At 41.7% G+C, this 25946-nt stretch carries 26 protein-coding genes and 1 riboswitch; of the genes, 13 read left to right on the plus strand and 13 right to left on the minus strand.

Annotated features, from left to right (window positions below; genetic code table 11):
* Positions 1 to 222 precede the first annotated feature (222 nt).
* Complete coding sequence (locus E0E32_RS07360) at positions 223 to 1389, minus strand: aminotransferase (RefSeq protein ID WP_130859410.1); 1167 nt, start codon at positions 1387 to 1389, stop codon at positions 223 to 225.
* Complete coding sequence (locus E0E32_RS07365) at positions 1386 to 1883, minus strand: Lrp/AsnC family transcriptional regulator (RefSeq protein ID WP_187374473.1); 498 nt, start codon at positions 1881 to 1883, stop codon at positions 1386 to 1388. The genes E0E32_RS07360 and E0E32_RS07365 overlap by 4 nt, the downstream gene beginning before the upstream one ends.
* 142 nt (positions 1884 to 2025) lie before the next feature.
* Here E0E32_RS07365 and E0E32_RS07370 point away from each other — a divergent pair, with 142 nt between their 5' ends.
* Both E0E32_RS07370 and E0E32_RS07375 read left to right on the plus strand, forming a co-directional pair.
* Positions 2026 to 2841 carry a DUF2268 domain-containing putative Zn-dependent protease gene (locus tag E0E32_RS07370; protein ID WP_130859411.1) on the plus strand — a complete coding sequence of 272 codons (816 nt, stop codon included), beginning with the start codon at positions 2026 to 2028 and terminating at the stop codon, positions 2839 to 2841.
* Positions 2842 to 2952: 111 nt separating this feature from the next.
* Positions 2953 to 3216, plus strand: a complete 264-nt coding sequence (locus tag E0E32_RS07375) for a hypothetical protein (RefSeq protein ID WP_066188631.1) — start codon at positions 2953 to 2955, stop codon at positions 3214 to 3216.
* A gap of 79 nt (positions 3217 to 3295) precedes the next feature.
* Here the strand turns inward: E0E32_RS07375 and E0E32_RS07380 are convergent, their stop codons facing one another.
* Positions 3296 to 3661 (minus strand): hypothetical protein, encoded by a 366-nt coding sequence (locus E0E32_RS07380; RefSeq protein WP_066188635.1) that lies wholly within the window; start codon positions 3659 to 3661, stop codon positions 3296 to 3298.
* A gap of 129 nt (positions 3662 to 3790) precedes the next feature.
* Between E0E32_RS07380 and E0E32_RS07385 the strand changes: the two genes are divergently transcribed.
* Together E0E32_RS07385 and gdhA are read left to right on the plus strand one after the other, a co-directional pair.
* Positions 3791 to 5053, plus strand: a complete 1263-nt coding sequence (locus E0E32_RS07385) for an MFS transporter (RefSeq protein WP_130859413.1) — start codon at positions 3791 to 3793, stop codon at positions 5051 to 5053.
* Between the two features lie 161 nt (positions 5054 to 5214).
* Positions 5215 to 6570, plus strand: a complete 1356-nt coding sequence (gdhA, locus tag E0E32_RS07390) for an NADP-specific glutamate dehydrogenase (protein WP_066188642.1) — start codon at positions 5215 to 5217, stop codon at positions 6568 to 6570.
* 229 nt (positions 6571 to 6799) lie between these two features.
* On the opposite strand, the gene E0E32_RS07395 is transcribed toward gdhA, so the two are convergent.
* The 5 genes from E0E32_RS07395 to E0E32_RS07415 form a co-directional block, all read right to left on the minus strand.
* On the minus strand, positions 6800 to 7885 hold the full coding sequence (locus E0E32_RS07395; RefSeq protein ID WP_165444985.1) for an ABC transporter permease: 1086 nt from the start codon (positions 7883 to 7885) through the stop codon (positions 6800 to 6802).
* Positions 7882 to 9129 carry an ABC transporter permease gene (locus tag E0E32_RS07400; protein WP_130859415.1) on the minus strand — a complete coding sequence of 416 codons (1248 nt, stop codon included), beginning with the start codon at positions 9127 to 9129 and terminating at the stop codon, positions 7882 to 7884. The genes E0E32_RS07395 and E0E32_RS07400 overlap by 4 nt, the downstream gene beginning before the upstream one ends.
* 11 nt (positions 9130 to 9140) lie before the next feature.
* Positions 9141 to 10073, minus strand: a complete 933-nt coding sequence (locus E0E32_RS07405) for an ABC transporter ATP-binding protein (RefSeq protein ID WP_130859416.1) — start codon at positions 10071 to 10073, stop codon at positions 9141 to 9143.
* A 158-nt stretch (positions 10074 to 10231) separates the two neighbouring features.
* Positions 10232 to 10870 carry a response regulator transcription factor gene (locus E0E32_RS07410; protein ID WP_066188653.1) on the minus strand — a complete coding sequence of 213 codons (639 nt, stop codon included), beginning with the start codon at positions 10868 to 10870 and terminating at the stop codon, positions 10232 to 10234.
* Positions 10867 to 11973: a sensor histidine kinase gene (locus E0E32_RS07415; protein WP_066188659.1), complete on the minus strand. Its 1107-nt coding sequence runs from the start codon at positions 11971 to 11973 to the stop codon at positions 10867 to 10869. The genes E0E32_RS07410 and E0E32_RS07415 overlap by 4 nt, the downstream gene beginning before the upstream one ends.
* A gap of 153 nt (positions 11974 to 12126) precedes the next feature.
* Between E0E32_RS07415 and E0E32_RS07420 the strand changes: the two genes are divergently transcribed.
* Positions 12127 to 13080 (plus strand): aldo/keto reductase family protein, encoded by a 954-nt coding sequence (locus tag E0E32_RS07420; RefSeq protein ID WP_066188663.1) that lies wholly within the window; start codon positions 12127 to 12129, stop codon positions 13078 to 13080.
* Between the two features lie 300 nt (positions 13081 to 13380).
* On the opposite strand, the gene E0E32_RS22125 is transcribed toward E0E32_RS07420, so the two are convergent.
* The gene (locus E0E32_RS22125; protein WP_165444986.1) at positions 13381 to 13527 is read right to left on the minus strand and encodes a hypothetical protein; all 147 of its coding nucleotides are present in this window, start codon (positions 13525 to 13527) and stop codon (positions 13381 to 13383) included.
* A 412-nt stretch (positions 13528 to 13939) separates the two neighbouring features.
* Positions 13940 to 14061: riboswitch (SAM riboswitch) on the plus strand.
* A 76-nt stretch (positions 14062 to 14137) separates the two neighbouring features.
* Between E0E32_RS22125 and E0E32_RS07425 the strand changes: the two genes are divergently transcribed.
* The 5 genes from E0E32_RS07425 to cysC are packed head-to-tail and all read left to right on the plus strand — an operon-like array spanning position 14138 to position 20243.
* Positions 14138 to 14860, plus strand: a complete 723-nt coding sequence (locus tag E0E32_RS07425; protein ID WP_130859417.1) for a phosphoadenylyl-sulfate reductase — start codon at positions 14138 to 14140, stop codon at positions 14858 to 14860.
* Positions 14861 to 14916: 56 nt separating this feature from the next.
* Positions 14917 to 16722, plus strand: coding sequence for an assimilatory sulfite reductase (NADPH) flavoprotein subunit (locus tag E0E32_RS07430; RefSeq protein ID WP_130859418.1), 1806 nt, complete (start codon positions 14917 to 14919; stop codon positions 16720 to 16722).
* Positions 16723 to 16736: 14 nt separating this feature from the next.
* A complete protein-coding gene (gene cysI / locus E0E32_RS07435; protein WP_130859419.1) occupies positions 16737 to 18428 on the plus strand; it encodes an assimilatory sulfite reductase (NADPH) hemoprotein subunit in 1692 nt (563 codons plus the stop codon).
* 14 nt (positions 18429 to 18442) lie between these two features.
* Positions 18443 to 19627 carry a sulfate adenylyltransferase gene (sat, locus tag E0E32_RS07440; RefSeq protein WP_392388585.1) on the plus strand — a complete coding sequence of 395 codons (1185 nt, stop codon included), beginning with the start codon at positions 18443 to 18445 and terminating at the stop codon, positions 19625 to 19627.
* A 1-nt stretch (position 19628) separates the two neighbouring features.
* Complete coding sequence (cysC, locus tag E0E32_RS07445) at positions 19629 to 20243, plus strand: adenylyl-sulfate kinase (protein WP_130859420.1); 615 nt, start codon at positions 19629 to 19631, stop codon at positions 20241 to 20243.
* Positions 20244 to 20482: 239 nt separating this feature from the next.
* Here the strand turns inward: cysC and E0E32_RS07450 are convergent, their stop codons facing one another.
* From E0E32_RS07450 to E0E32_RS07465, 4 genes are all read right to left on the minus strand, one after another.
* On the minus strand, positions 20483 to 20824 hold the full coding sequence (locus tag E0E32_RS07450; RefSeq protein WP_066188684.1) for a HepT-like ribonuclease domain-containing protein: 342 nt from the start codon (positions 20822 to 20824) through the stop codon (positions 20483 to 20485).
* Positions 20808 to 21113 carry a nucleotidyltransferase family protein gene (locus E0E32_RS07455; RefSeq protein ID WP_130859421.1) on the minus strand — a complete coding sequence of 102 codons (306 nt, stop codon included), beginning with the start codon at positions 21111 to 21113 and terminating at the stop codon, positions 20808 to 20810. Before E0E32_RS07455 ends, E0E32_RS07450 begins: the two co-directional genes overlap by 17 nt.
* Before the next feature lie 88 nt (positions 21114 to 21201).
* The gene (locus E0E32_RS07460; RefSeq protein WP_130859422.1) at positions 21202 to 22977 is read right to left on the minus strand and encodes a sensor histidine kinase; all 1776 of its coding nucleotides are present in this window, start codon (positions 22975 to 22977) and stop codon (positions 21202 to 21204) included.
* A complete protein-coding gene (locus E0E32_RS07465) occupies positions 22974 to 23690 on the minus strand; it encodes a response regulator transcription factor (protein WP_434059205.1) in 717 nt (238 codons plus the stop codon). The genes E0E32_RS07460 and E0E32_RS07465 overlap by 4 nt, the downstream gene beginning before the upstream one ends.
* Before the next feature lie 154 nt (positions 23691 to 23844).
* Between E0E32_RS07465 and E0E32_RS07470 the strand changes: the two genes are divergently transcribed.
* The 3 genes from E0E32_RS07470 to E0E32_RS07480 are packed head-to-tail and all read left to right on the plus strand — an operon-like array spanning position 23845 to position 25843.
* Positions 23845 to 24237 (plus strand): DUF4064 domain-containing protein, encoded by a 393-nt coding sequence (locus tag E0E32_RS07470; RefSeq protein WP_130859424.1) that lies wholly within the window; start codon positions 23845 to 23847, stop codon positions 24235 to 24237.
* Positions 24238 to 24242: 5 nt separating this feature from the next.
* Positions 24243 to 24932 carry an ABC transporter permease gene (locus E0E32_RS07475; RefSeq protein WP_130859425.1) on the plus strand — a complete coding sequence of 230 codons (690 nt, stop codon included), beginning with the start codon at positions 24243 to 24245 and terminating at the stop codon, positions 24930 to 24932.
* Positions 24932 to 25843, plus strand: coding sequence for an ABC transporter ATP-binding protein (locus tag E0E32_RS07480; RefSeq protein WP_130859426.1), 912 nt, complete (start codon positions 24932 to 24934; stop codon positions 25841 to 25843). Before E0E32_RS07475 ends, E0E32_RS07480 begins: the two co-directional genes overlap by 1 nt.
* Positions 25844 to 25946 lie beyond the last annotated feature (103 nt).

The following is a 25946-nucleotide window of genomic DNA, read 5'->3' on the forward strand; positions in this document are numbered from 1 at the left end:
ATTGATATACGTGAGTACGGCACCAACAACACTCAAAGAAAGTACAAACCATAACAATATTAGGGGCAGATACTCTAGCGGGATGATGTCAAAACTATTCACCATCGAAGTTAACAAGATAATGCCTAACGTAAATAAGAGCTACCAATGATTAGGCAGCTCTTATGTCTTGCTCACTCACTAAGAAAACACGCCCCTTAGAAAGCATGTTTTCTTTAGCTATTATCCCTGATATTGCTCCACAAATCGTTTCATACGTCCCATTGCTTCGCGTAATTGTTTGATAGAAGCAGCATAGGAACAACGAATATGACCTTCACCACTCTCTCCAAATACATGCCCTGGGACCACGGCTACACGTTGTTCTTCCAAGAGTTTTTGAGCGAATTCTTCAGAATGCAGTCCCGTCGATTTAATCGATGGGAAGACATAGAATGCTCCTCCCGGCAAATGGCAATCAAGCCCCATTTCATTCAATTCTTTTACTACGAAATTACGACGCTGGCGATAACTTTCCCGCATTTCCAATACACTATCGTTTCCGCTTCGCAGCGCTTCAAGAGCACCATATTGTGCCATCGTTGGCGCTGACATGATCGTATACTGATGAATTTTCGTCATCGCAGCAATCAAATCAGTAGGTGCCGCTACATAACCTAGCCGCCAGCCCGTCATCGCAAATGATTTGGAAAAACCTGAGATAACAATCGAATGTGCTTCCATTCCATCTACAGATGCAATACTGGCCGCCTTCTCATCATAGGATAATTCCGCATAAATTTCATCAGATAACACCATGATGTTACGTTCCTTAACAACTCCTGCAATGCCTTGTAACTCCTCTTTGCTTAAAACGGCACCTGTAGGATTATTAGGACTACAGAGAATAACCGCCTTTGTTTGCGGTGTAATAGCCGCTTCGATCTGCTCTGGAGTAACCTTGAATTCATTTTCCGGTAAGGCACTAACCGTAATCGGCACGCCGCCAGCTAAGGATACAGCTGGGCCATACGATACAAAGCATGGTTCGACGACAATCACTTCTTCACCTGGGTTTAAAATAGCCCGCAAGGCCAAATCAATCGCCTGGCTTGCCCCAACCGTCACCAAAAGCTGGTTCTCTGGATCATACTGGATAGAAAAGGTCTCCTGCAGATACTTGCTGATCTCTTCTCTTAATTCAATTAACCCAGCATTTGCGGTGTAAGCAGTGTATCCTTGTTCTAAAGAATGATAACTTGCCTCAATCACATTCCAAGGTGTGACAAAATCTGGTTCCCCTACCCCTAAAGAAATCACATTCTCCATTTTCGAAGCAAGGTCAAAGAATTTACGAATACCTGATGGCTTTAACGACTCCACATGATCGGCTAAAAATTGGGAACTCATGGGCTCACCATGATTCGTTTATCCGTATCTTCCCCATCATCGAAAATAATTCCATCATGTTTATATTTCTTCAAAATAAAATGAGTGGTAGTGGATAATACCGTATCTAGGGTGGATAATTTATCAGAAACAAACCGGCTCACTTCCATCATTGTTTTCCCTTCAACGGAGACACTTAAATCGTAAGCACCTGACATCAAGTAGACGGCCTTCACTTCAGGGAAACGATAAATACGCGAGGCAATTTTATCAAAACCCAACCCGCGCACTGGCGTGACCTTCACATCAATCAAGGCAGCCACTCCTTCGTCATCATAAACGTTAGACCAATCAACAAGGGTAGAGTATCCTACAATCACGTTTTCTTTTTCTAATCGCTCAATTATCTCCTCCACTTCGGAAACTTCGATATCAAGCATTTTACTGATCGTATCATTATCAATTCGTCCATTTTTCTCTAATAACTTCAATAACTCAATCTCTTTTTCTTTCAATTTACTCACCTTCTTTAGCTGATGTGTATACCTTAAATACAACGATTAAAAACTTTACTTGCTAATAGTTAATCATACTACAATTTGACGGCAATTTAAACCACTATTATTCACGCCTTCTAACGAAAAGAGGGAAATAATTATGTTGATTCATCCGACAGATAAGTGGCTAAGGGAATGGCTAGACCAACGCCAAACCTCCAATCAGGTGTCTTCATCATCCAAAAATACAATAGGTAACAAGCTATCACCTTACTTTTCTTCTTTCTCCGCTTCCTCTATCCAGTCTCATTTACTACAGCATGGCATGTTCGATCCAGATACAGAGGAAAAACAAATAGAAGAATGGTTATCACAGCCTTTTCACCGCAAAGCAGGAAAGGCACTTAAAAAATGTCAAGAGATGTGGAATGGCCCTGATACCAATGTATTTATTCTGCCATCCAATGAAAATATTTCAGAGTTCAAACGATGGTACAACAGCAATGCTGGCTTAAGCTTTCCTGATAAGCTGTTATTATTCTTACAAAAAAGGGCCACCAACACAGAAATACTGGCTCTCGTCATTCATGAATATAGCCACATCTGCCGCTTACACCATTTTTCAAAACCTGAAAATGAATACACGGTATTGGACGCTATTATGCTGGAAGGAACTGCCGAATGGCTTGTTCGGAAACACGTAGGTGAGAAGGCGGGAAACAAGCGGATTAACTGGCTATCCGACACAGAACTACAACAGCTTTGGGAACGCTGGGTGACACCATACATTTCCATTACTAGAGATCATCCACGACACGACACCATTATGTATGGGGCACCAGGAACACCTAAAAACATTGGCTACCTGATTGGGTTTAATATCGTTGCTCGTTTTATGAAGCAAAAGAAGTTATCTGGTCAAGCATTATTAAAAATGAAAAAGGAAGACATCTTGTCTGCCGCCCAGCTAAAATAGGCCATCTTGCTATTATGACCTTACTCAGCACAAATGACTAAGCAGATCTTTTTCTATGCACATATACTTATATAGCAAGACTTCTATTGTTAATGAAAGGAGTTATCTAACATGTCTCATTATGACTTCTGTAAAAGAAATATCGGAAGCCCAGTCAAGATAGTCACACGTAACGGTGAGATACATCGAGGGGTTATCAGGCATGTCAACCAATCGCAGGTATTTATTGACTCTCGAAGAAGACCATCAGGCATAGGTGGTTATGGTATAGGATTTTTCGGACCCTATTCAGGCGGCTATGGCAGCGGGTTAGGTTTGGGCATTGCACTTGGGGCGATTGCTTCGATAGCCTTCTTGCCATTTTTCTTCTGGTAGTACGTTTGAGAGAACATCCCCTTCCCAAAAGTAATGACAGTCGTCTCTTTTGTTCAAAGAAACGACTGTCATTACACTTTTATTCTTCAAATGTATCCTTATCTACATAACCATCATTATCCATCATGATTTTTAAGGCTGTTTGGTAATCTTCCTCATCTACTTCGCACTCCACCGTATGATCTCTCTGTGTATCATCTCTTTCCTGGCCTTCACTAGATCGGGCAAATATAGGGAAAATACCTCCACCACTTGATCCTGCACTAGAGGCTCCCATTCCCCCAGCAGAACCACCGCCATATCCCAGCGGACTTAAAAAAAGTGTTTGATGAGCATCTTCCAACTTATCTACTCGAATATCATTTACCTTAAGTCTGTTTAATTCTGCTTTCACTCTCTCTGCATCGTTTTCTGTTTTAAAAAAGGCTTGAATAGGTTTATACATCACTTCTCACCCTCTCCTCACAAAGGATTTATTTAACTCTAATGTACCCGATTTCAAAAAAAATAAACTTTATCTATTTTTTTCTGCTGTTTCTAGTAAAATAGGAGTATAAAGAGGAGGAGGAGACCGATGAAATCATTTACGAAACCCGAAAAAAGTTGGATGTTTTATGATTGGGGAAGCTCTGCATTCTCTGTCATCATTACTACTGCCATCTTTCCCATTTATTATAAAGCTCAAGCTGCGGAAGCAGGAGTTGCAGGCGCTGACTCCACCGCTTACCTCGGTTATACGATTGCTATTTTCACCTTTATCTTGGCATTACTTGGTCCTATTCTAGGGACGATCGCTGATTACCAAGGGTTAAAAAAGAAATTTTTTATTAGTTTTATGGGATTGGGGCTCTTTTCGACTTTTGCTCTCGTTTTTGTACCAGAAGGAGAATGGCTGTTGCTACTCGTCTTCTATACATTGGCATCCCTAGGCTCAACAGGTTCCAATTTGTTTTATGACGCCTTTCTTGTTGATGTAGCTAGTAATGACCGTATGAATGAGGTATCCTCCAGAGGATTTGGTCTGGGGTATATCGGAAGTGCTATTCCTTTTGTGCTGGGCATTTCCGTTATCTTATTGGCACAACAGGAAATCCTGCCTATCAGTAGTACAATGGCAAGTAAAATTGCCTTTCTGATTACGTGTTTATGGTGGGGAATCTTTGCTATACCGATGCTTCGCCATGTCAAACAGATTCATTATATCACACGTGATCCCAAGCCTATCCGAAAAAGCTTTCAGCGTTTATGGAATACCATCAAGCATATCAAACAATATAAATATGTAAGCATCTTTTTGCTCGCCTACTTCTTTTATATCGATGGGGTAGGAACGATTATTTCCATGTCCACCGCTTATGGTACCGATGTTGGTCTAAGCTCCACCGTACTCTTAGTAGTGCTATTGGTTACACAAATAGTAGCCGCTCCCTTTGCCATACTTTATGGAAAATTAGCGGAACGTTATTCAGCAAAAGCGATGTTAAATATCGGGATTGTCGTTTATATGCTGGTCTGCATCTATGGCTATTTTCTGGAAACAGCCCTTGATTTTTGGATTCTTGCCATGATGGTCGCTTCTTCTCAAGGAGGGATACAAGCACTAAGCAGATCCTATTTTGCCAAATTGATACCTAAACAGAAATCCAATGAATTCTTTGGTTTTTATAATATTTTTGGAAAGTTTGCTTCGGTTAGTGGCCCACTTCTTTTAGCTGTCACTGCACAAATTACAGGGCAATCTAACGCAGGGATCCTGAGCTTGCTCGTATTATTTATCGTAGGTATCGTGATTCTTCGTTATGTTCCCTCTGACAAACAGCTGCCAGAAACCTCATAACCTATCTCGATTATAGATCAATAGTATCTAATATAAGCATTGTTACGATCAATTAAATGCTTTACCATTAAAAATAGCGGGTTATTTTCAGAAATTTATATTTTTTGTGTCACGTATAGGCTATACCTAAAATAATACTACAAGGGGAGAAAAATGACAATATGACAAACCAAACAGCGAAACAATATGTAGACAATGTATTTGAAATAGTCAAACAACGTAATCCCGGCGAAAATGAATTTCATCAAGCCGTAAAAGAAATTTTCGACTCATTAGTACCGGTATTTGAACAAGATCCCATTTATATGGAACAAAATATCCTGGCAAGAATCGTAGAGCCAGAAAGAATGGTTTCCTTCCGTGTTCCTTGGGTAGATGATCAAGGAAACGTCCAAGTGAATCGTGGTTTCCGTGTGCAATTCAATAGTGCCATCGGTCCTTACAAAGGTGGTCTGCGTTTCCATCCATCTGTTAATGCCAGCATTATCAAATTTTTAGGATTCGAACAGATTTTCAAAAACTCACTTACAGGACAGCCAATTGGCGGCGGTAAAGGTGGTTCTGACTTTGATCCGAAAGAGAAATCAGATAATGAAATTATGCGATTTTGTCAAAGTTTTATGAGCGAGCTTTCTAAACATATCGGCCCTGACACCGACGTTCCTGCCGGAGATATCGGTGTAGGTGGACGTGAGGTAGGCTACTTATTTGGTCAATACAAGAAAATGCGCGGCGGTTATCAGGCTGGTATTTTAACTGGAAAAGGCGTTGACTTTGGCGGCAGTTTAGCTCGTACAGAAGCAACAGGTTACGGCACCGTATACTTTGTCAACGAAATGCTAAAAGCGGATAATGACAGCTTTTCAGATAAAACAGTTGTAGTCTCTGGTTCCGGCAACGTGTCTATCTATGCAATGGCCAAGGCTGCTGAACTTGGAGCAAAAGTGGTTGCCTGCAGTGATTCCAATGGCTATATCTATGATGAAAAAGGCATCAACATAGAAACCGTGAAGCGATTAAAAGAAGTGGAGCGTAAACGTATCAAGGAATATCTCAATGAACATCCTCATGCAGAATACAAAGAAGACTTTGGCGGCATTTGGAATATCCCTTGTGATATTGCCTTACCATGTGCCACCCAAAATGAGATTGACACAGACGCCGCTAAGACATTAGTAGCAAATGGCGTAAAAGCCGTTGGTGAGGGAGCTAACATGCCTTCTACCCTGGAAGCGATTGATGTCTTCTTAGAAAACAGCGTCCTATTCGGTCCAGCCAAGGCAGCTAATGCAGGTGGTGTCGCCGTTTCTGCGTTAGAAATGGCACAAAACAGCGCCCGTCTTTCTTGGACTTTTGAGGAAGTGGACACAAAATTACAAGAAATCATGACGGATATCTACAAAAACAGTGCTGAAGCAGCAGAGACATATGGTCATACAGGAAACCTCGTAGTAGGTGCCAATATTGCTGGCTTCCGCAAAGTAGCTGACGCTATGGTTGCTCAAGGGGTCATTTAATTTAATCTAATGTAAAGGTAAAGAACACCAAAATGGATTTGGTGTTCTTTTTATGCTAAAAAAATGATGTGAAGCAGCTACTTTTATAAGTGATGAGTTTGACTGTTATTTTGCGTTTAATAAGCACTGCGGAAATAGATGGACCAGCTACCTTATCATCATTCATCCTTTCGGCAACGCCCTATCCAGCTTTGTTTTGATAATGGGCCAGGCGGACTTTCTTCACACTTTATCTTCTCTCCATCAAGTTGATCCCAACCCCCATAAACAAAGCACTCATTAACAATAAAATCGCCAAAGGCTGTGTAACATCCCACAAGTGCTCTCCATACATGGCAACACCCTTGAGCGCCTCCATCGCATGCTTCACAGGAATCAACTCGGCAATAACCAGCACGATGTGATTGTTAACTACTTCTAATGGCCAATAAGCTCCACCAAGCATTGCCATACTAACAGCCACAACGGGGACTACCGCACCTAATTGTGAAGACTTTTGTACAAGTCCCATCAGCAGCATACCTAATGACACAATCGCCAAGGTATAACAAGCTGCAATCAACAGTACAGCTGGCCAGGACGTACCAATTGTAAAATCAAAGACAAATTCAAACATCAGAAATACTGAGCAAATTTGCAGGTAACCGATGATAAACGCAAAGCTTAAATGACCTAAATATAATTGCCACTTACGCACAGGAGATAGAATCAGGCGATCCCAGCTACCGCGCTGTTTTTCCTCTGCCACTTCGCCTAGGCTAAAGACGATCGTATAAATGGCAAAGAAAAGGGTCATCCCAAATAACACGTGCAATTGATTATTCAAAGACAAACCTGGTTGTCCCTCTGTCTCACTGATCACCTCTATTGGTGGGTTCTCCAGTTCAACAGCAAACGCCTCTTGGTCTGCTTCATCTGGCAGCTGATCCATTAGTAATTTCTCTTGATAGATCGTGCGCAAATGATTGTCTACTAAGCTCTGCAACTCATTTTCTGCACTAACCAGGAAGGTATAATGATTCTCAGCTAATTGAACACCAAAGGCCACATCCCCCAATGCAACCTCTTCTTTCATATTGGTCCACTCGTCTAAATAAAAATCAAATCCCTCTAGCGTCTGCACTTCCTCCATTAATGTCTCTCGGGTGGAGTCGTCAACTTCTTCACTGAAATAAACGGGTATGGATGACTGTGTATCTCCTGTATTTGAGCCCCCGATAAAAAAGATGAAGACAGCGGTCATCGCAATCATAGCAAGCACCATAAAAGGACGTCGCCTTAAACGCTGCCATTGCAATAAAAAGATATCTATCATGCCTGCACCCTCCTTTTCGGAAAGATCATAACGCTGACGAGGAAGATAATGAGAGCAAATAAACATAACCTTCCTAAATAAGGGACTATTTCATCCATTGGCAACCCTTGATTCGTTAGCATAAACGCCTTCATCGTAGCACCATTTGGTGTCCAACTCCCTATCATCTTCACAAAATCGGGTAAACCAGCCGTTGGAAAGAAGCTCCCCCCTAACATAGCCAAGATCGTTACTACACCGATAGAAAATATGTCTTGTAACGACTGTGCCTCAAATCGGACTGTTAAGGCAATCATCAGACTGCCTAGCGCGCCTACTGTTAAGGCATACAATAATAAGATCAACACCATTTTCATTATAATATCTCCCTCATATGGTCGAAATGCTTGGAGACCCAGGGATGATAGCGAAATAATTAAACTGACCTGGACAAACGCCATCACGATCATTGCCATTACCTTTCCCATCAAATAAGATAAAGGATGTTGTCCGGTTAATAAAATCCGATTAATTACCTTTTCTTCCAACTCATTTTTACTCTTTGCTGACATGGTTGAAGCAACAAAAAAACCAAACATTACAGCCATCCCAATCGCATAGTATTCCATAGAGGATATCGGATCCCGTTCTGTCACCGTCTCTTGTCTGCTCACCTCTTCCATGGTCAACTCAGGCTCTTCTCCCATCGCAACGTTAGCGTAAGACGATTGCAAATTCATCGTATGCGTAAATTGTTCCAGCATATTTTGAAAAATATCACCCGACAACTGACTTTCGGCTGCCTTCGTAATAGAAAGGGTGGTTTGAACCGATTCGCCTAATATCATATTGCGTAAGTTATCATAGCTGAATGCCTCAGGGATAGTCAAAACCGCTTCCACCTCGCCCTCTTCCAGGGCACGGACTGCTTCTTCCTCTGTCATAGCTGTTATCGTCAATACATCACTTAAATCCTCTTCCAATGTTTGTTGCAAAATCGACTTCGGTGCAATGGTTTTCGCTATTTCACCTAGTTCCTCGGGCAAAGATGCCGATTCGATGTCATGTTGAAGTCGCTCCATACCTGCCGCTTCATCATCTTGATCTACCACAGCGACATTCAGTTCAATGGATGGATTATTCATTACTCCTCCTAAAGCAAACCCTAAAATCACAATTAACACAAACGGCATCGCTAATAACACAAGCAGTTCCGTGGGATCTCGCCACATTAACTTGACATCTTTCCAGAAAAAATCAAACATGTCTATCCCTCCTAGTCCCGCAGCTTGCGTCCTGTTAAATGAAGAAAAACGTCTTCTAATGAAGGTACTGCGATATTCACCCCATTAACAACGACTTGTTGTTCTTCTGCCATTCGGAAAATAGCTGCTAACGGCCTGCTATTTTTTGTAACAATTAAGGTAAGACCTTTCTCTGTTTTTGTTACCTTTAAAATAGGTTCATGTGCCTCTAACTGTTTGATGAATGGTTCGGATAACTGTTCCAACTCTAATTGAATGGTTTCCTCCGTTGCCAATATACTCACCAATTCCTGCTTAGAACCAGTAGCAATCACTTTGCCATGATCCATAATATAAATACGATCACAGAGTCGCTCTACCTCTTCCATGTAATGAGAGGTATAGAGCACCGTCATACCTCGCTCTTCTTTTAACTTTTTCACCATTTCCAGGATATAGCTTCTGGACTGAGGATCAATGCCAACAGTTGGCTCATCCATAATGATAATCTCCGGTTCATGTAGCAACGCAACTGCAATGTTAATCCGTCGCTGCATCCCGCCTGAGTAATTTTTCACTTGTTCTTTCTGCCGGCTGGCCAGACCAACTAATTCCAATACTTCTTGGGCACGCGTCTCTAGTTTTTTTCCGCGAATACCATAGATCTTCCCAAAGAATTTCACATTTTCATAGGCTGATAATTCCTTGTATAAGGCAATCTCTTGCGGTACGACGCCAAGTATCGGGCGGATAATGTTCGGTGACTTCAGTATATCTTCCCCATTCCACATCACCGTGCCCGATGTTGGTTTAAGCAAGGTCGAAATCATCGAAATCAATGTCGATTTACCAGCGCCGTTCGGACCAAGCAAACCTACTGATTCCCCTTCTTGCAAATAAAAATTGACATCATCCACCGCCGTATTTTTCTTATATACCTTACGCAATGAAGCAGTTTCTAACATCGCTGCGCCCTCCTTTTCTTAACCATTCTTTTTTTAGTATAAGCGAAAAAGGACAGTGCGAACACTGCCCTTCGTCATTACTTTTGGAAAAAACCATGACCTCCGTCATATTTTAAATAGAGTCGTTACCTATTCTGCCTATCGAACGCGAAATGCTTTTAGACATATCCTTGATGAATTGCATAAATCGCCAGCTGCGTCCGATCACGCAGATCTAATTTATCAAGTAACTGACTAATATGATTCTTCACTGTGCCCACAGAAAGTGCCAGTGTATCAGCGATTTCTTTATTGCTTTTGCCTTCGCCCAGCAAACACAAAATGTCGGCTTCACGCTTGGTTAAATGAATGAAATCCTTCTGTTGTTTCGGTTTTTTCTTTTCCAGCAAGTGAGGGACTACCTTGCTTGCTACATCACCTGGTAATTGCAGGCCTCCTGCCAAACAGCCTTTAATCGATTGAATCAACTGATGCGCTTCGGCATCTTTCAACAAATAACCACTCACACCAATCTGCAAGGCCTCGATCGCATACTCTTCATCATTAAATGTCGTCAACATTAACACTTTTGTTGCTGGAAAACGTCGCAGCATTTCCTTGGCCGCTTGTAAGCCATCCATCTCCGGCATACGAATATCTAATAGGGCTACGTCAAAATGGGCGGACTCCCGTAGTTGAAGGGCCTCTTTACCATTTCGCGCTTCCCCTTTTACATGAAAACTGGATTCTGTCTCCAGCATTAATTGGATCCCTTGTCGTACAATTGCTTGATCCTCGGCAATCAGAATATCCGTCATGCTGTATCCTCCTTTAGTGGAAACGATCCTCTAACAATAAATTGCTGCTGATAGGTTTGCACCTCTAAATAGCCACTCAACTGAACTAATCGCTCGCGCATCGACTGCAAGCCAAACCCTTCTTTTACCTCCATTTGTTGTTCGATGGGATTACTCACTTCAAAGCGAAAATGTGTCTGTCCAGGGGCTTCTAGCACGATCATCGCTTCCTTTCCCGGACTATGGCGCATCACATTCGTCATTGCCTCTTGAATAGCCCGGTAGGTGATGCTCGCTTGCTCCGGCGTTAATAGAACAGATAATGCATTTTTTCTCAATGAAAACTGAATAGACATATATTGCTCCGCCTCTAATTTACGAATCAAATGAATAATGGCAGCGAGACCTGTAGTGTTATCCTCCCGCAATGCCCTGACCGCTCTTCTTGTTTCTGATAAACTTTCCTGGGCCAGGCTTTTTAGATCACCCATCTCCTTACTATCACCCTGCATACGCAAGATTTCAATCTTCATTAATAAGTTCGTTAAGGTATGCCCCACCCGATCATGGATTTCTCTGCCTATCGACACACGTTCTTCTTGGCGGGCATGCTGATCTCGCGTCACCGATTCACGTTTGATACTGCGGTACCGTTGTAATAAAGCTTGATATCTCACTTCTATATCTTCCAATCGCGTGCTGTTACGACGATAATAATAGGTACCCAAATAAGCAGATAGGACAATCAATAGGCATACAGGGATGGGCATAGAACCGATCGTCGTGACGATAAAGGATAATAGCAGTAAGCTAATCAGCAGATAAACCATCTTGGAACTTATCCGTTCAATAATAGCAATAAAGGTGTATGTATACATCATCAATGCGAATGGATTCATGACCGCTTCTCTGGGCCAGCCAGCACTAAAAGTAATAATAATAATTAAAAGCAACCATAGAAACGGATAGCTTTTTCTCGCAATAGAGGTAAAAAAGAAGGTAGCGAAAAAGATCGCAGCCATCAGTAACAAATAAGTTACATCCAACATCTGCAGCTGTATCTCATACCAAATAGCACCAGTCCAAGCAAACAGCCACAACCCTAACCAAATCCAGAAATGCATCCTTCTCCCCCCTCTTCACTCCTACCTATAATATACCATATATCGCTGCTATTACGAAAAAACATCGGAACAGATCACTCGCTTCTCTACTATAAATCTTTTATACTTGATGAAAGCGTTTGATTTCATTCGTCAAACAAGGAGGATAAATAGATGAAATATCGTCGTTTAGGAAATACAGGATTGAAAGTAAGTGAGATTAGCTTAGGAAGCTGGCTTACTTATGGAGGATATGTTGAACAGCAACAGGCACAGAAAGCGATTGATACGGCATATGATCTAGGCATCAATTTTTTTGATACAGCCAATGTCTATATGCGTGGGGAGGCAGAGAAGATTGTTGGCAAGGCACTTCGTAACTATCCGCGACATTCCTATGTCCTAGCCACTAAGGTTTTCGGCAAAATGGGGGATGGTCCTAATGATCAAGGTCTTTCGCGCAAGCATATTATGGAACAATGTGAAGCCAGCCTAACTCGACTAGGACTTGATTATGTCGATATCTATTACTGTCATCGTTATCATGCAGATACGCCATTAGAAGAAACTTTACGTGCTTTAGATGATTTAGTCAGACAAGGCAAGGTGCTATACATCGGGGTAAGTGAATGGTCCGCCGCACAAATTGCCGAGGCAGTACATATTGCCGACAAGCGATTATTGGATCGCATTGTCGTCCATCAGCCCAATTACAGTATGCTTCACCGACAGATTGAGGATGAGATTATCCCTATTAGTGAAAAACATGGAATCGGCCAAGTAGTTTACTCACCATTAGCGCAAGGGGTGCTCACTGGCAAGTATAAAAAAGGGCAAGATATCCCTGCTGACAGTCGAGCAGCTCAAGACAATTTAGATTTATCCAAATTACTAACAGCTAAGAATCTGGACCGCGTCGAGGCGTTAAATAATGAAGCGGCCAATGAAGGGATCTCCTTGTCCCAGCTTGCCCTTGCCTGGATCCTGCGCCAATCCAATGTGTCTAGCGCATTAATTGGGGCGAGTAAGCCCGAACAAATCGAAGAAAATGTTCAAGCTTCCGGTGCCAAATTGTCACCAGAAACCATGGCCAAGGTGGAAGGGATTTTGAGTAATCCTTATCACTAATTCCATTCCAATGTGGTAAATCAATAAATGAGTCCGATGGTTTATCATCTCCACACAATGTTAGCTGAACCAATCGGGTCGTTACCTAGTTATAAGCATCCCACTTAAAATCATTATGCTTTTCCTGGTGGGACGCTTATAGCCTGTTACACTACGTTAAACAAAATCGATTTCTTGAAGCGGAAGTCGAACATAATATGGTAAGAAAATACATGAGTCTGTTTTTCTTGTAGTGGATCAAGATGAAATGAGGATAGAGATACCCATTTTTATTTTCGATTATTAAGTGCGGAAGGAATATTAATGATCCTTACACCTTTCGCCAACAATCCCTGAATAGCAGCCATTGTTAGGTTTATTTAGACCTTTTTCTACCATAATACCCACACTAGCTAGCTTCTTCATGATATATTCTTGTTCTTCCGCAAAAGTTTTTTTCCGCATCATGCAACACCTCTTCCACCAACATTCCCTTTTTATGTTACTATATCATCCTATTTTAACAAGAGGTAGATGATTTAAAATGGACATATTAAATACTTTATACATTTATAAGCAAGTCTTCTTTCACATTATCTCCTGATAATACCTCGTTTGATCCATTCGTGTAAATGGATCAAGAGCACTTATCCAATAAATGAGAAATTATTTAATTCAACTTATATATCCTATGATAAATAAACTTAAATACCTAATATTAGACCGAGTATTATTTTACATGATTCTTTTTAAAAGCCTCCTTTCTTAAACCAACCTTCTCACTAGTCATTATGTATGAAATTAACATAAATCCGACAAAACCTATTGACATTAAGGGTTAATGTGTATAAGATATAGAATAACAATTATTACACTAATTTTCTTATCAAGAGAGGTGGAGGGGCAGGCCCAGCGAAACCTCGGCAACAGGTTAACCATATACACTGTGCCAATTCCTGCGGGACAGCATATATTTTAGTAATGGAACCCGAGAGATAAGAAGGAATGATAACAAGATTATCTACCTTCTTAATCGATCATGATTGAGAAGGTTTTTATTATATGAGGAGGAGTTTACATGATTACGTTTGATAACTTTCACGACAGTGATTTCCATCATGAAACTTACGACGATAATGATCCGACTAAAGGTGCTCAAAGTCTTTTAGAATGGGCGTACCAGACATATGATGATTCGCTTGTTTATGCCTGCAGCTTCGGTGCCGAAAGCATGGTTTTGATTGATCTTATTGCCCAAACGAAGCCTGATGCTAAACTCGCTTTTCTAGATACAGGACTGCATTTTCAAGAAACCTATGATTTGATTGAGGAAGTCAAACAGCGTTACCCATCGCTTCAGATCACCTTTAAAAAGCCAGAGTTAACGGTGGATGAGCAACGAGAGAAGCACGGAGCGGCCTTATGGTCCCGAAACCCTGATCAATGCTGTTATATCCGCAAAGTGAAGCCATTAGAAGAAGTACTAAGTGGTGCCACTGCTTGGATATCCGGTCTAAGAAGAGAGCAATCGCCTACAAGGGCGAACACGAATTACATCAACAAGGATGAACGGTTTCAATCCGTAAAAGTATGTCCTTTGATTCATTGGACTTGGGATGATGTTTGGGGATATATTGAAGAACATCAGCTACCCTATAATGCCTTGCATGATCAAAATTATCCGAGTATCGGTTGTATCCCTTGTACCTCACCAGTAACTGGCGAAGGTGATGAACGTTCAGGAAGATGGAGTAATTCTCAAAAGACGGAATGCGGCTTACACATCGCTCCATCGTCTTAATTTTTTTCGGCATACCCCAGTAAATCGATCGTATTAATAAAAATGAGGTGACGACATTGACTTTACAAGTGGCAAATTCCCCATTTGATCAAAAGCAAACAGAAATCTTAAACCAGCTCTTACCAAGCTTAACTGAATCTCAAAAAACTTGGCTTTCTGGTTACTTAGCAGCTTCTCAAGGCAGCGAACCTGCACCGGCTGCCGCTTCCACACCGGAGGCGACACAGGAAGAAGTCATTGCCACACGAACCGCTACTATTCTTTACGGTTCTGAAACTGGCAATAGCCAGACACTAGCTGAACAGCTATCCGACAAATTGAAAGGGATGCAGCGTGAGGTACATGTTTCAAGTATGGATGACTTTAAGGCTAAGAAACTCAAAGAAGTAGAAGATTTATTTATTATCACCGCCACACATGGAGAGGGAGATCCACCCGATAATGCGATTGAATTCCATGAATTTCTTCACAGTCGCAAAGCACCGAAATTACAAGGCGCTAAGTTCTCTGTCCTGTCATTGGGCGATGAATCATATGAACATTTTTGTCAGACAGGGCTAGATTTCGATAAGCGCTTAGAAGAATTAGGCGCGGAACGCATTCATCCCCGAGTGGATTGCGATGTCGATTTTGAGGAATTGGCAGAGGAATGGATCACTGGTCTATTAGGTGTATTAGAGGAACAAACGGAGAAAAGTGTAAAAACGAATGCAGCCGTCCCTACCCCTGCAGAGCAGCCGATTTTTTCTAAAAGCAACCCTTACAGCGCAGAGGTGCTTGATAACATCGTGTTAAGTGGCAACACATCCAAGAAGGAGACTCGTCATATCGAAGTTTCCTTAGAGGGATCCAATCTTCAATTTGAACCAGGAGACTGCTTGGCCATTTTTCCGAAAAACGAACCACTGCTAGTCAAGCAAGTGATCGAGACTTTAGAATGGAATCCGGAACAAACAATTCCGATCAATAAGCAAGGAGAAATCCGCTCGATCCAAGAGGCATTATCATCGATCTTTGAGATTTCCAGACTGACAAAAGGACTGTTAGAAAAAGCAGCAAACCATTTTGACAACGAAGCATTACAGCAGCTTATTACTGACAAAGCAAAAGTGAAAGCCTATCTCGACGGACGTGACTTACTCGATCTCATCATCGATTATCCGCCGAACGCACTGGATCCAGCCAATATTATGCATATATTGCGCAAAATACCTGCCCGGCAATACTCGATTGCCAGCAGCTATAAGGCGAATCCTGACGAAGTCCATTTAACCATTACTACCGTAAGATACCAGACATGGGGGCGCGAACGTAATGGGGTTTGCTCCGGGGAAATCGCAGACCGTATTGAGCCCGGTGATCAATTAAGTATTTATGTTCATAAAAATCCGAACTTCAAGTTCCCATTTGATGAACAAACACCAGTGATTATGATCGGACCTGGAACAGGAGTTGCTCCATTTAGAGGCTATATTGAGGAACGAGAAGAACTGGAACTCAAAGGAAAGACCTGGCTGTTCTTCGGTGATCAGCACTTCCGCTCCGATTTCCTTTACCAGGTGGATTGGCAAAAATGGTTGAAACAAGGCTATCTAACCAATATGGATGTTGCCTTTTCTCGTGATCAAGCAGAGAAGATATATGTCCAACAGCGCATGCAGGAAAAGGCCAAAGAATTGTATACATGGCTGGAAGAAGGTGCCCATATTTTCGTCTGTGGTGATGAAAAATACATGGCTAAAGATGTCCATCAAACACTAGAAACGATTGTCGCTCAAGAGGGAAATAAAACAGAAGAAGAAGCAAAGGCTTATGTTAACCAGCTAAAAAAAGAGAAAAGATATCAGCGCGATGTTTACTAAGGGGGAAATATATCATGGCAGATCAGCCCAAACTCGATCCAACGGAGAAACTGAAAGAAAACAGCAATTATTTACGCGGGACGATTAAAGAAGGGTTATCCGACCCAATCACCGCCTCTATCTCCGAGGATGATACAAAACTATTAAAATTTCATGGCAGCTACCAGCAGGATGATCGCGATATTCGAGATGAGCGACGCAAACAGAAATTGGAGCCTGCCTATCAGTTTATGCTCCGCATTGCCATCCCAGGCGGTGTTTCTACTGCGAAACAGTGGCTGGCAGTCGATGAGTTGTCTCGAAAATACGGCGACAACACGATCAAGCTAACCACTCGTCAGGCTTACCAGCTTCATGGTGTACTAAAATGGGACTTGAAAGACACGATCCAAACGATTAATGAAGAAGCCATGACCACGATCGCAGCCTGTGGTGATGTGAACCGTAATGTGATGTGCAATCCTAACCCTTACCAATCCGATATTCATCAGGAAGTACAGGATTGGGCACAGCAAATCAGTGATCACCTTTCCCCAAAAACAAGTGCCTACCATGAGCTTTGGTTAGATGGTGAGAAGGTGATTGATTCCAAAGAAGACACCGAACCGATTTACGGTAAAACCTATTTACCACGAAAATTCAAGATCGGTATCGCTGTTCCACCATCGAATGATGTCGATATCTTTTCCCAGGATATCGGATTGATTGCAATCGTAGAAGACGAGGAATTACAAGGCTTTAATGTCGTAGTCGGTGGCGGAATGGGATCGACACATGGCGATACTAACACCTATCCGCAGTTAGGTAGAATAGCAGGATATATGTCAAAAGAACATATTGTTGACACCGTTGAAAAAATCGTCACGATTCAGCGTGATTATGGAAATCGGTCGAATCGGAAAAATGCACGCTTTAAATATACCATTGATCGCCACGGCTTAGACTGGTTCAAAGAAGAGCTCGCCAGCCGACTTGGATACTCTTTAGATGAGGTAAAGCCTTATCACTTTGATCATAATGGCGATCGCTACGGCTGGACAAAAGGAAACCGAAGATGGCACTTTACCCTATTTGTTCAAAATGGCCGTGTACGAGATACGGAGGACTATCAACTAATGACGGCCTTGCGTGAGGTTGCCCAGATCCATACCGGTGATTTCCGTTTGACGCCTAATCAGAACCTAGTCATCGCTAATGTTACCGCCCAAAAGAAGAAAAAAATCGACGAAATCATTACGTCGTATGGTTTAACAGACGGGAAGCATTACTCTGGTTTACGCCGCAACTCGATGGCATGCGTTGCCTTTCCAACTTGTGGCTTGGCCATGGCAGAATCCGAACGCTACCTTCCATCATTAATTGATAAAATCGAAGAACTGTTAGAGGCAGAAGGATTAAGTGAAGAAGAAATCGTTATCCGTATGACCGGCTGCCCCAACGGCTGTGCCCGACCAGCCTTAGCAGAGATTGCCTTTATCGGGAAAGCACCCGGTAAATACAACTTCTATTTAGGTGGCAGCTTTACAGGGGATCGTCTCAACCAACTATACCGCGAGAACATTGGTGAAGCAGATATCCTTGCCCATTTAAAAGAAATTCTGCATGACTATGCCAGTCATCGTGAAGAAACAGAAAAATTTGGCGATTTTGTCGTTCGAAAAGGTTATATCGATGAAGTATACGACGGAAGGAAATTCCATAAATAAGAGGAAGGGGATAGATGATGACCACTATTCAAGAGAAAAGACGAGAGTCGATCGCCGCACATGGCGGTGTACTCATTAATCAGGAACTCACTGGAGAAGAGCGTACCACCCAATTGGAAAAGGCAGCCTTTTTTCCTAAACTAACGATTGATGATTGGAGCGTATCCGATTTAGAATTGATTGGGATTGGTGGTTTTAGTCCCTTAACTGGCTTTTTAGGCGAGGAAGATTACCACGCCGTCGTCAATGATTTACATTTGGTAGATGGAACGATTTGGAGTATTCCGATTAACTTAGCCGTGACAGAAGCAGAGGCCAATAACCTAACCATTGGTGATCAAGTGGCACTATACGGCAAGGACAATGTCTTATATGGCACCTTACAGCTAGAAGAGAAATATTATTATGATAAATTAAAAGAAGCACAAGCGGTCTACGGTACGACCGAGGACGACCACCCAGGTGTAAAGAAGTTATATGAAAAGGGTAATGTCTATTTAGCAGGACCGATCACCCTATTAAATAGACCAGATCACAGTCAGTTTGAGGAATTCTATTTAGACCCTAAGGAAACAAGGCAGCTATTCCAGGATCTTGGCTGGAAAACGATCGTCGGTTTCCAAACAAGAAATCCGGTCCACCGCGCCCATGAATATATCCAAAAAATCGCCTTAGAATCGGTCGACGGACTGTTGCTTAACCCACTAGTCGGCGAAACAAAGTCTGACGACATTCCTGCCGATATTCGCATGGAAAGCTATCAGGTGATTTTAAAACACTATTTTCCAGCAGACCGTGCTAGGCTTGTCATCTATCCTGCAGCGATGCGCTATGCCGGTCCTCGTGAGGCGATCCTGCATGCCCTTGTTCGCAAAAACTATGGATGTACCCATTTTATTGTCGGAAGAGATCATGCTGGGGTAGGCGACTATTATGGTACCTATGAAGCACAGGAGCTGATTAGTGAATATGAGGCAGAATTAGGCATTCATATCTTCAAATTCGAGCATGCCTTCTACTGCAAAAAATGCGAAAATATGACCACGCAAAAAACATGCCCGCACGACAAGTCAGAGCATGTCCACTTAAGTGGTACCAAGGTAAGAGAATTGCTCCGAGCCGGGAAATCATTACCAAAAGAATTCTCCCGCCCGGAAGTAGCAGAAGTCCTGATGAAAGGATTAAAAAGGAGTAATTAGTATGACAGCAACGAATCATATTATTTGGCATGATTCCATCGTGACGAAACAGCACCGACTTGATCAAAATAACCATCACAGTCCTGTATTATGGTTCACAGGGCTGTCTGGTTCCGGTAAATCCACGCTCACCGTAGCATTAGAAAAGGCTCTGCATGAACGTGGTGTTCGATCTTACCGTTTGGATGGCGACAATATCCGTCATGGATTAAATAACAATCTTGGCTTCAGTCCCGAGGATCGCAAAGAAAACATCCGTCGCATCGGCGAAGTTGCCAAATTATTAAACGATGCCGGACTGATTACCTTGACTGCCTTTATTTCACCTTACAAGGAAGATCGCGATAATGTACGAAGCCTGCTAAACGGTCAAGAATTTATTGAGATATATGTCAAATGCAGCCTCGACGGCTGTGAGGCACGCGACCCTAAAGGACTGTATCAAAAAGCACGAGCCGGAGAAATCAAGGGCTTCACTGGGATTGATGCCCCTTATGAGGAACCAGAAAACCCAGAGTTAATCATCGACACCGAGCAGCAATCGGTTGAGGAAGGCGTCGCCACCATTTTACAGTTCCTTGAAAAGCAAGGGTGGATTACGAGGAATTCCTATTAATTTTTTTACGCAAACAAAATGACCATCTATCATAAGATGTATGCTTTATATGGGATCATACATTTATGATAGAGGTCTTTTTCTTTTAAAAACAATCCTGCCATCATACACAAAAACGATAATATAACACTTAAAAATGGTCCTAATTTTTATCATATGGTTTGGAGTTACTACACCAAGGTCATCAATCAAAGTGATCTAGTATCACTTTGAACGAAACCTTGACCAATATCCTTTAATTACTCCATTTCTATTAATAGTTGCTCTACTTGCTGTTTTAATTCAGGAATTTTATTTTGCACCACATCCCAGACAATTTGATAATTAATCGAAAAATAGCCATGAATCATCATATCTCTCATCCCAGCCATCTTTCTCCACTCCATTTCGGGATGCTGCCTTCGCATTTCTAACGGAATGTTTTTAGCAGCTTCTCCAATAACTAAAATATTCTTAATCACCGCATCTACAACCAAATCATTATCTAAAAATTCATCATAGGATTCTCCTCTTGTAAATTCCTCTATTTTTATTGCAGCATTTAAAATATCTTCAAAAAATACCTTAGGCTCCCTCTGCATAAATAGCCTCCCTCATTATACTAGGTTTTAACGCTGGTTTAATATCATTTACTATGACAAGGTCGACTGACTTTTGAAAATGATCCTCCAGTTGAAATTTCAAATCCATATAATTATCAAAAGACAAAGATGTTACATGAAATTCCACTATGATATCAATATCACTTGATTCATTTTGTTCCCCGCGACTATACGAACCAAACAAGCCAATCCGTTTCACACCATATTTTTCTTTCCAGATATTTAGTTTTTTAGACAATTCATCAAGAATTTCTTGTTGTGATAACATGACCTCACCGCCTTTTTCAATACTTGTTTTTTTATTATACCACTATTTCACGAATCCTATCATCACATACAGCGTATCTATGCTTTAATCATGATTTCAAAGCAGAATTGGATACATACGGCAAATAAACGGCAACCGTTGTCCCTTTATCCTTTTGTGATGTCACCGTGATATCGCCATGATGGACTTTGGCAATTTGCAAGGCAATATTCATACCAAGTCCGCTCCCCTCTTTTTTCTCGTCTGTATTGGTGCCACGGTAATAGCGGCTGAACAAGTGCTGCTGCATGTCTTCATCAATCCCTACCCCATTATCTTCAATGGTGATTTTCAATCCTTTCTCATTCACTGCTTCCTTTACCTCCATATGAATCGCCGTGCCAGAAGGATTGTGTTTCCACGCATTATAGATCAGATTATCTATCATTCTTTCCAATAATCGCTTATTAATCGCTATTTCCAGATCCGGTCTCGTAGAATCCACCGTAATCGGATAGTCCCTAAACGATATATCTGTCTGGAACTTTGCGAGAATCTGCTCCAGATAGGCAGGGAGATTTACCTGATAAAATGGAATATTCATCGCATCATTTTTCAATTGAAAACTAAGCATAAAATCCTCCATTAAATCCACCATGTAATCACTCTTTTCAGAGATGGTTTTTCCAATGGCTTGGAGTTCCTGCTTCGACCAGTCATAATCCTCATTCTCCAGCATTCTCCCATACCCTTCCATCGTAGTCAGCGGGGTACGCAGGTCATGAGAAATCCCAGCTACCCATTCCTCCCTGCTTTTCTCCAGCTGCTCCCTTTCTTTGCGGGAAGCATCCAGTTGCTCCGCCATATCATAGAAGGCAGCGAATACTTCTTTATACAATTTATATCTCCGCTTGACTTTACCATTCTTTCGATACACCTGTTTCTTCTCACGATCGGTTAAAACTTCTTCATAATTACCGCTCCCCATCCGATTGAGCCAATTGGTGAAAATGAACAACGGTTTACCATAACGAAAGCTATTCCAAAAGGAAATAAGCAACGTGATCAATAAAATAATTCCGGCAATCACCACAATCCCGATGACAATGTCTCGATAGGTCGTTAACGGCATCTCCATCTTTTCCTGATTAGGAGCAGAAAGAATCCACGCATGACCCGACGGCCTATCTAAAAAAGTATATTGCTTCACCGCATAATTATCTGGTGAAACGTCTTTCTCCATTACTTCCAATGGCTGAGACTGCGTTTCTTCCCTCTCGCCAAACTGCTGCAGCCTATCCCCTTCTTCGTCATAAATCTCAAGACTTGCCTCCAACTCATTTAATTTCGCTTCTATTTCCGGCTGATCGGCTTCATCAATCATACCTTGATGATTGTTATTCTCGGTTAGCTCGTTCATCAATAAAGCCGCTTGTTCCTTATAGCCCAGCACATACAGATACGGCTCTGCAGGCTCATTTTCCAGCGGCACCGTATATTCCATCGTATATTTCAGGGTATAGCCCCCGATCTGTTCTCTCTCTTTTATTTGCAATATATCCATGCTGCTATAGCGCTCTTGCCAACCAGGTGGTGTATTTTCTGATTCAACCACTTCCCCCTCTTGATTAATCACTTGCAGCCATGTACCTTCCGGCAGTATTTCCGTTATACTTCTTCCAGAGTTCTCGTATTCGGCTGGCTCGTACAATTCAATTGCTAATTCATCTAATTTCGCTTGATAATAATCGGCTTCTCTATCCACGTTAGCAATATACAATAAGCCAATAAAAAACGTAAGAGTAACCACACAAATCATCAACAATGAAATAAAACCAAACTGGATCGAAAAGTTGACAAACAAACGTCCGCGCAGCTTTTTCATATGCTCTGACCTTTTACCAGTTTATAGCCTAACCCCCGCGCGGTAAGCAATAGTTCCGGTTTACTCGGATTTTCTTCGATCCGTTCTCTGATTCTTCGGATATGCACCGCCACCGTATTTTCATCAGCATAATGATCAAAGCCCCAAACCGCCTCTAACAAATCGGCTTTGGAGAAAACGTGGTTAGGATGTTTGCAGAGGAAGAGCAGCAGTAAATAGACCTGTGTTGGACACGGAACGATGTGACCATCCACCGTTAGCTCACCCGCACTTTCATCCAAGCTAAACCGACCAAAATCATAGACGGTCGATTTTGCATAGGTATAACCGGCTTCACTTTGGCTGGATCTTCTCAAATAAGCTTTGATTCTTGCCGCGACTTCCAACGGGTTAAATGGCTTCGTCACATAATCATCCCCACCTGTCGCAAAGCCAGTTAGCACATCCAAGTCCGATACTTTCGCTGTCAGAAAGAGAATATACGCATTCGTCAGCTCGCGAATCTTTGGACAAAAATCAAATCCACTCCCATCTGGCAGCATTACATCCAAGATAATAATATCCGTCTGATGTTCTTTTATCCTATCCATGGCCTCTTGGCCAGTATATGCCTTATGAACATTCTGAAATCCTTCTTTTTTTAGCATCATTTCTAACATGCTCACAATGGCTGTTTCATCATCGACAATCAATATGTTCGTTTGACTCTCCACTTCTGACACCTCCATAGGTATCGTAACATAGCAAGTTTACCAACAGTTGAACAAATCAAGGTTTTTTAATCGATTGGTTAGGTGCTGTTCAAGCCAAGGACAACTGTATTTAGTAAAGTGGAACCAGCAAAGAAGAAGGAGAGGAGAGAAGAAAATGAAACATCAAACAGAAATAATGGTATCGATCATCGGTGTGCTACTATTTGTCGCCTTACTCGCAAGCAGTATCTGGATGTTTAGTCTGGAAGGAAGTCCAGAAAGATTAGCATTTGCCGATACATTTAGCCAGTCTCACCATTTATCCAATCACTTTTTTATTTATTTGTCTGCCATATCAGGGGTTTGGGTACTCTGTGGCATTGCTGCTGTTCTACTACTAAAAAAGGCATACAGGGTACAAACAGCGGGATGCTTGCTCGTGATAGCTGCCATATTTGGTACCTTATCAACAGTAGGATTCGGCATTTTCAGCAGCCTTATTTATTTAATCGCTGGTGTGAGGGTTGTGATGCACCAGCGTTCGTACATAACAGGAGAAGGAGTGTAATCTTTATGTTTACTGTAGGATTTAGAGAATTCAAAAGCTTAATGACGAGTATTCGCTCGATTGTGATTATCGCCGTATTATTTGGTGTAACGGTTGGTGCTGCCAGTTTGGTTCGCCAATTCGAGGCACAACTTCAGGAATTAGGACTAGGACAAGACGCCTATCTGATGGGGTTAATGCTCGTATTAATCCTGGTTTCCCCTTTATTTGTCACCAGTCTATCGCATAACGCAATTAATAAAGAAATCGATACCAGAACGATCCGGTTTTTGGCGACCAAAACAAGCCGTGATCAGATTATCTTAGGAAAATTCATTGGAATTTTATTGTTTTGGAGTGTGTGCATAGCCGTTGCTTTATTACTGATTATCCCATTTTCGAAGACATTCTCGTTCTTAGGTCTGATCCAATCGATTATCTTTGTGGCTTATTTTATTGGCTGGTCATTATTACTCTCGACAGTGATCTCCAAACCAGCCTTAACGATGTTTTTAGGTATTGTCCTAGCCATTGCTTTCCCAGTGCTCGGCTTATGGAGTACAGGAACAGACAAGTTCTATATTGAAGTGATTGGCTACATCACTCCTTATTTTTATTACACACAGGAAGAAACCTATTACAGTTATTTCGTGGTGATCTTTCCTATTTTATTTATGCTGTTCAGTTTATTTATTTTTAGAAAGAGGGATTTATAATGCAAGCATTGCAAACAGATCAATTAACCAAAAAATATGGCAAGACAACGGTCGTCGATTCGGTTGATTTACAAATCCTCCAAGGAAGTATCTTTGGTTTCTTAGGTAAAAACGGAGCAGGCAAATCCACCTTGATTAATATGGTAACCGGTCTGATAAATCCTAGCTCTGGCTCCTTTGAAATGCTGGGGCATTCGGCAAAAAAACTAAAAGCGATACAAAACGAGATCGGTGTCTTACCAGATTACTCGACATTTTATGACGATTTAACTGCATTGGGACATTTAAACTACTTTCAAAAATTATTTAAATTATCACTTTCCAAGGAAGATCTCCTGCGCATTTTGGAACGGGTCGGATTAGCAGACGCCGCCCATATCAAAGTCAAAAACTTCTCGTTTGGTATGAAAAAGAAATTAGGAATTGCCCAAAGTATTATCAATCAGCCAAAACTGCTTTTTCTTGATGAGCCTACTTCCGGTGTCGATGCCAATGCCGTTTTAAACATTCATTCCTTGATTCGAGAAATTGCTGCCAACGGGACGACCATTTTCTTAACTTCCCACAATTTAAATGAAGTAGAAAAGCTGTGTGATGAAATCGCCATCATGAATAAAGGTAAGATTCAAACACAAGGTACGATGAAACAGCTGCAGGAGCAATATCAACAGGAGATCATTATTTATATACGACATCGCCGAATCACGGAACCGGAGCAAGCATCATTACAGACGGCTTTAGCTCCATTAGCTGCAAACGTGCAGATTAGGGGAACCAGTTCAGAAATTACTGTTCAGGAGCAAGAATCCATTCCCCAGGTCAATAAATGGTTTGTCGAGCAGGATGTGGATGTGTTTCGATTGGAAGTAGAAGAACCATCGCTGGAAGATATTTTTCTTCAACTGGAGTAAATTGATTGGGCTTTGTATATCCCGAGACAAATGTAGCTATGATATGTCATTTTTGGTTGATCATTCATTATTATCTTGATAAATGTGGTATCATTATAGTCAT

This window comes from Gracilibacillus phocaeensis (assembly GCF_900626275.1).
In the GTDB taxonomy this organism is placed as follows: domain Bacteria; phylum Bacillota; class Bacilli; order Bacillales; family Amphibacillaceae; genus Gracilibacillus; species Gracilibacillus timonensis.

What these genes read in the sequence shown, in the direction of transcription:
- E0E32_RS07380 (WP_066188635.1), bottom strand. Translation starts at nt 3,661, where the DNA reads ATGTATAAACCTATTCAAGCCTTTTTTAAAACAGAAAACGATGCAGAG.
- E0E32_RS07395 (WP_165444985.1), bottom strand. Translation starts at nt 7,885, where the DNA reads ATGATAGATATCTTTTTATTGCAATGGCAGCGTTTAAGGCGACGTCCT.
- E0E32_RS07370 (WP_130859411.1), top strand. Translation starts at nt 2,026, where the DNA reads ATGTTGATTCATCCGACAGATAAGTGGCTAAGGGAATGGCTAGACCAA.
- cysI (WP_130859419.1), top strand. Translation starts at nt 16,737, where the DNA reads ATGGCAGATCAGCCCAAACTCGATCCAACGGAGAAACTGAAAGAAAAC.
- E0E32_RS07455 (WP_130859421.1), bottom strand. Translation starts at nt 21,113, where the DNA reads ATGTTATCACAACAAGAAATTCTTGATGAATTGTCTAAAAAACTAAAT.
- gdhA (WP_066188642.1), top strand. Translation starts at nt 5,215, where the DNA reads ATGACAAACCAAACAGCGAAACAATATGTAGACAATGTATTTGAAATA.
- E0E32_RS07425 (WP_130859417.1), top strand. Translation starts at nt 14,138, where the DNA reads ATGATTACGTTTGATAACTTTCACGACAGTGATTTCCATCATGAAACT.
- E0E32_RS07360 (WP_130859410.1), bottom strand. Translation starts at nt 1,389, where the DNA reads ATGAGTTCCCAATTTTTAGCCGATCATGTGGAGTCGTTAAAGCCATCA.
- E0E32_RS07400 (WP_130859415.1), bottom strand. Translation starts at nt 9,129, where the DNA reads ATGTTTGATTTTTTCTGGAAAGATGTCAAGTTAATGTGGCGAGATCCC.
- E0E32_RS07420 (WP_066188663.1), top strand. Translation starts at nt 12,127, where the DNA reads ATGAAATATCGTCGTTTAGGAAATACAGGATTGAAAGTAAGTGAGATT.
- E0E32_RS07450 (WP_066188684.1), bottom strand. Translation starts at nt 20,824, where the DNA reads ATGCAGAGGGAGCCTAAGGTATTTTTTGAAGATATTTTAAATGCTGCA.
- E0E32_RS07460 (WP_130859422.1), bottom strand. Translation starts at nt 22,977, where the DNA reads ATGAAAAAGCTGCGCGGACGTTTGTTTGTCAACTTTTCGATCCAGTTT.
- E0E32_RS07375 (WP_066188631.1), top strand. Translation starts at nt 2,953, where the DNA reads ATGTCTCATTATGACTTCTGTAAAAGAAATATCGGAAGCCCAGTCAAG.
- E0E32_RS07480 (WP_130859426.1), top strand. Translation starts at nt 24,932, where the DNA reads ATGCAAGCATTGCAAACAGATCAATTAACCAAAAAATATGGCAAGACA.
- E0E32_RS22125 (WP_165444986.1), bottom strand. Translation starts at nt 13,527, where the DNA reads ATGATGCGGAAAAAAACTTTTGCGGAAGAACAAGAATATATCATGAAG.
- E0E32_RS07405 (WP_130859416.1), bottom strand. Translation starts at nt 10,073, where the DNA reads ATGTTAGAAACTGCTTCATTGCGTAAGGTATATAAGAAAAATACGGCG.
- E0E32_RS07415 (WP_066188659.1), bottom strand. Translation starts at nt 11,973, where the DNA reads ATGCATTTCTGGATTTGGTTAGGGTTGTGGCTGTTTGCTTGGACTGGT.
- sat (WP_392388585.1), top strand. Translation starts at nt 18,443, where the DNA reads ATGATGACCACTATTCAAGAGAAAAGACGAGAGTCGATCGCCGCACAT.
- E0E32_RS07410 (WP_066188653.1), bottom strand. Translation starts at nt 10,870, where the DNA reads ATGACGGATATTCTGATTGCCGAGGATCAAGCAATTGTACGACAAGGG.
- E0E32_RS07385 (WP_130859413.1), top strand. Translation starts at nt 3,791, where the DNA reads ATGAAATCATTTACGAAACCCGAAAAAAGTTGGATGTTTTATGATTGG.
- E0E32_RS07475 (WP_130859425.1), top strand. Translation starts at nt 24,243, where the DNA reads ATGTTTACTGTAGGATTTAGAGAATTCAAAAGCTTAATGACGAGTATT.
- E0E32_RS07470 (WP_130859424.1), top strand. Translation starts at nt 23,845, where the DNA reads ATGAAACATCAAACAGAAATAATGGTATCGATCATCGGTGTGCTACTA.
- cysC (WP_130859420.1), top strand. Translation starts at nt 19,629, where the DNA reads ATGACAGCAACGAATCATATTATTTGGCATGATTCCATCGTGACGAAA.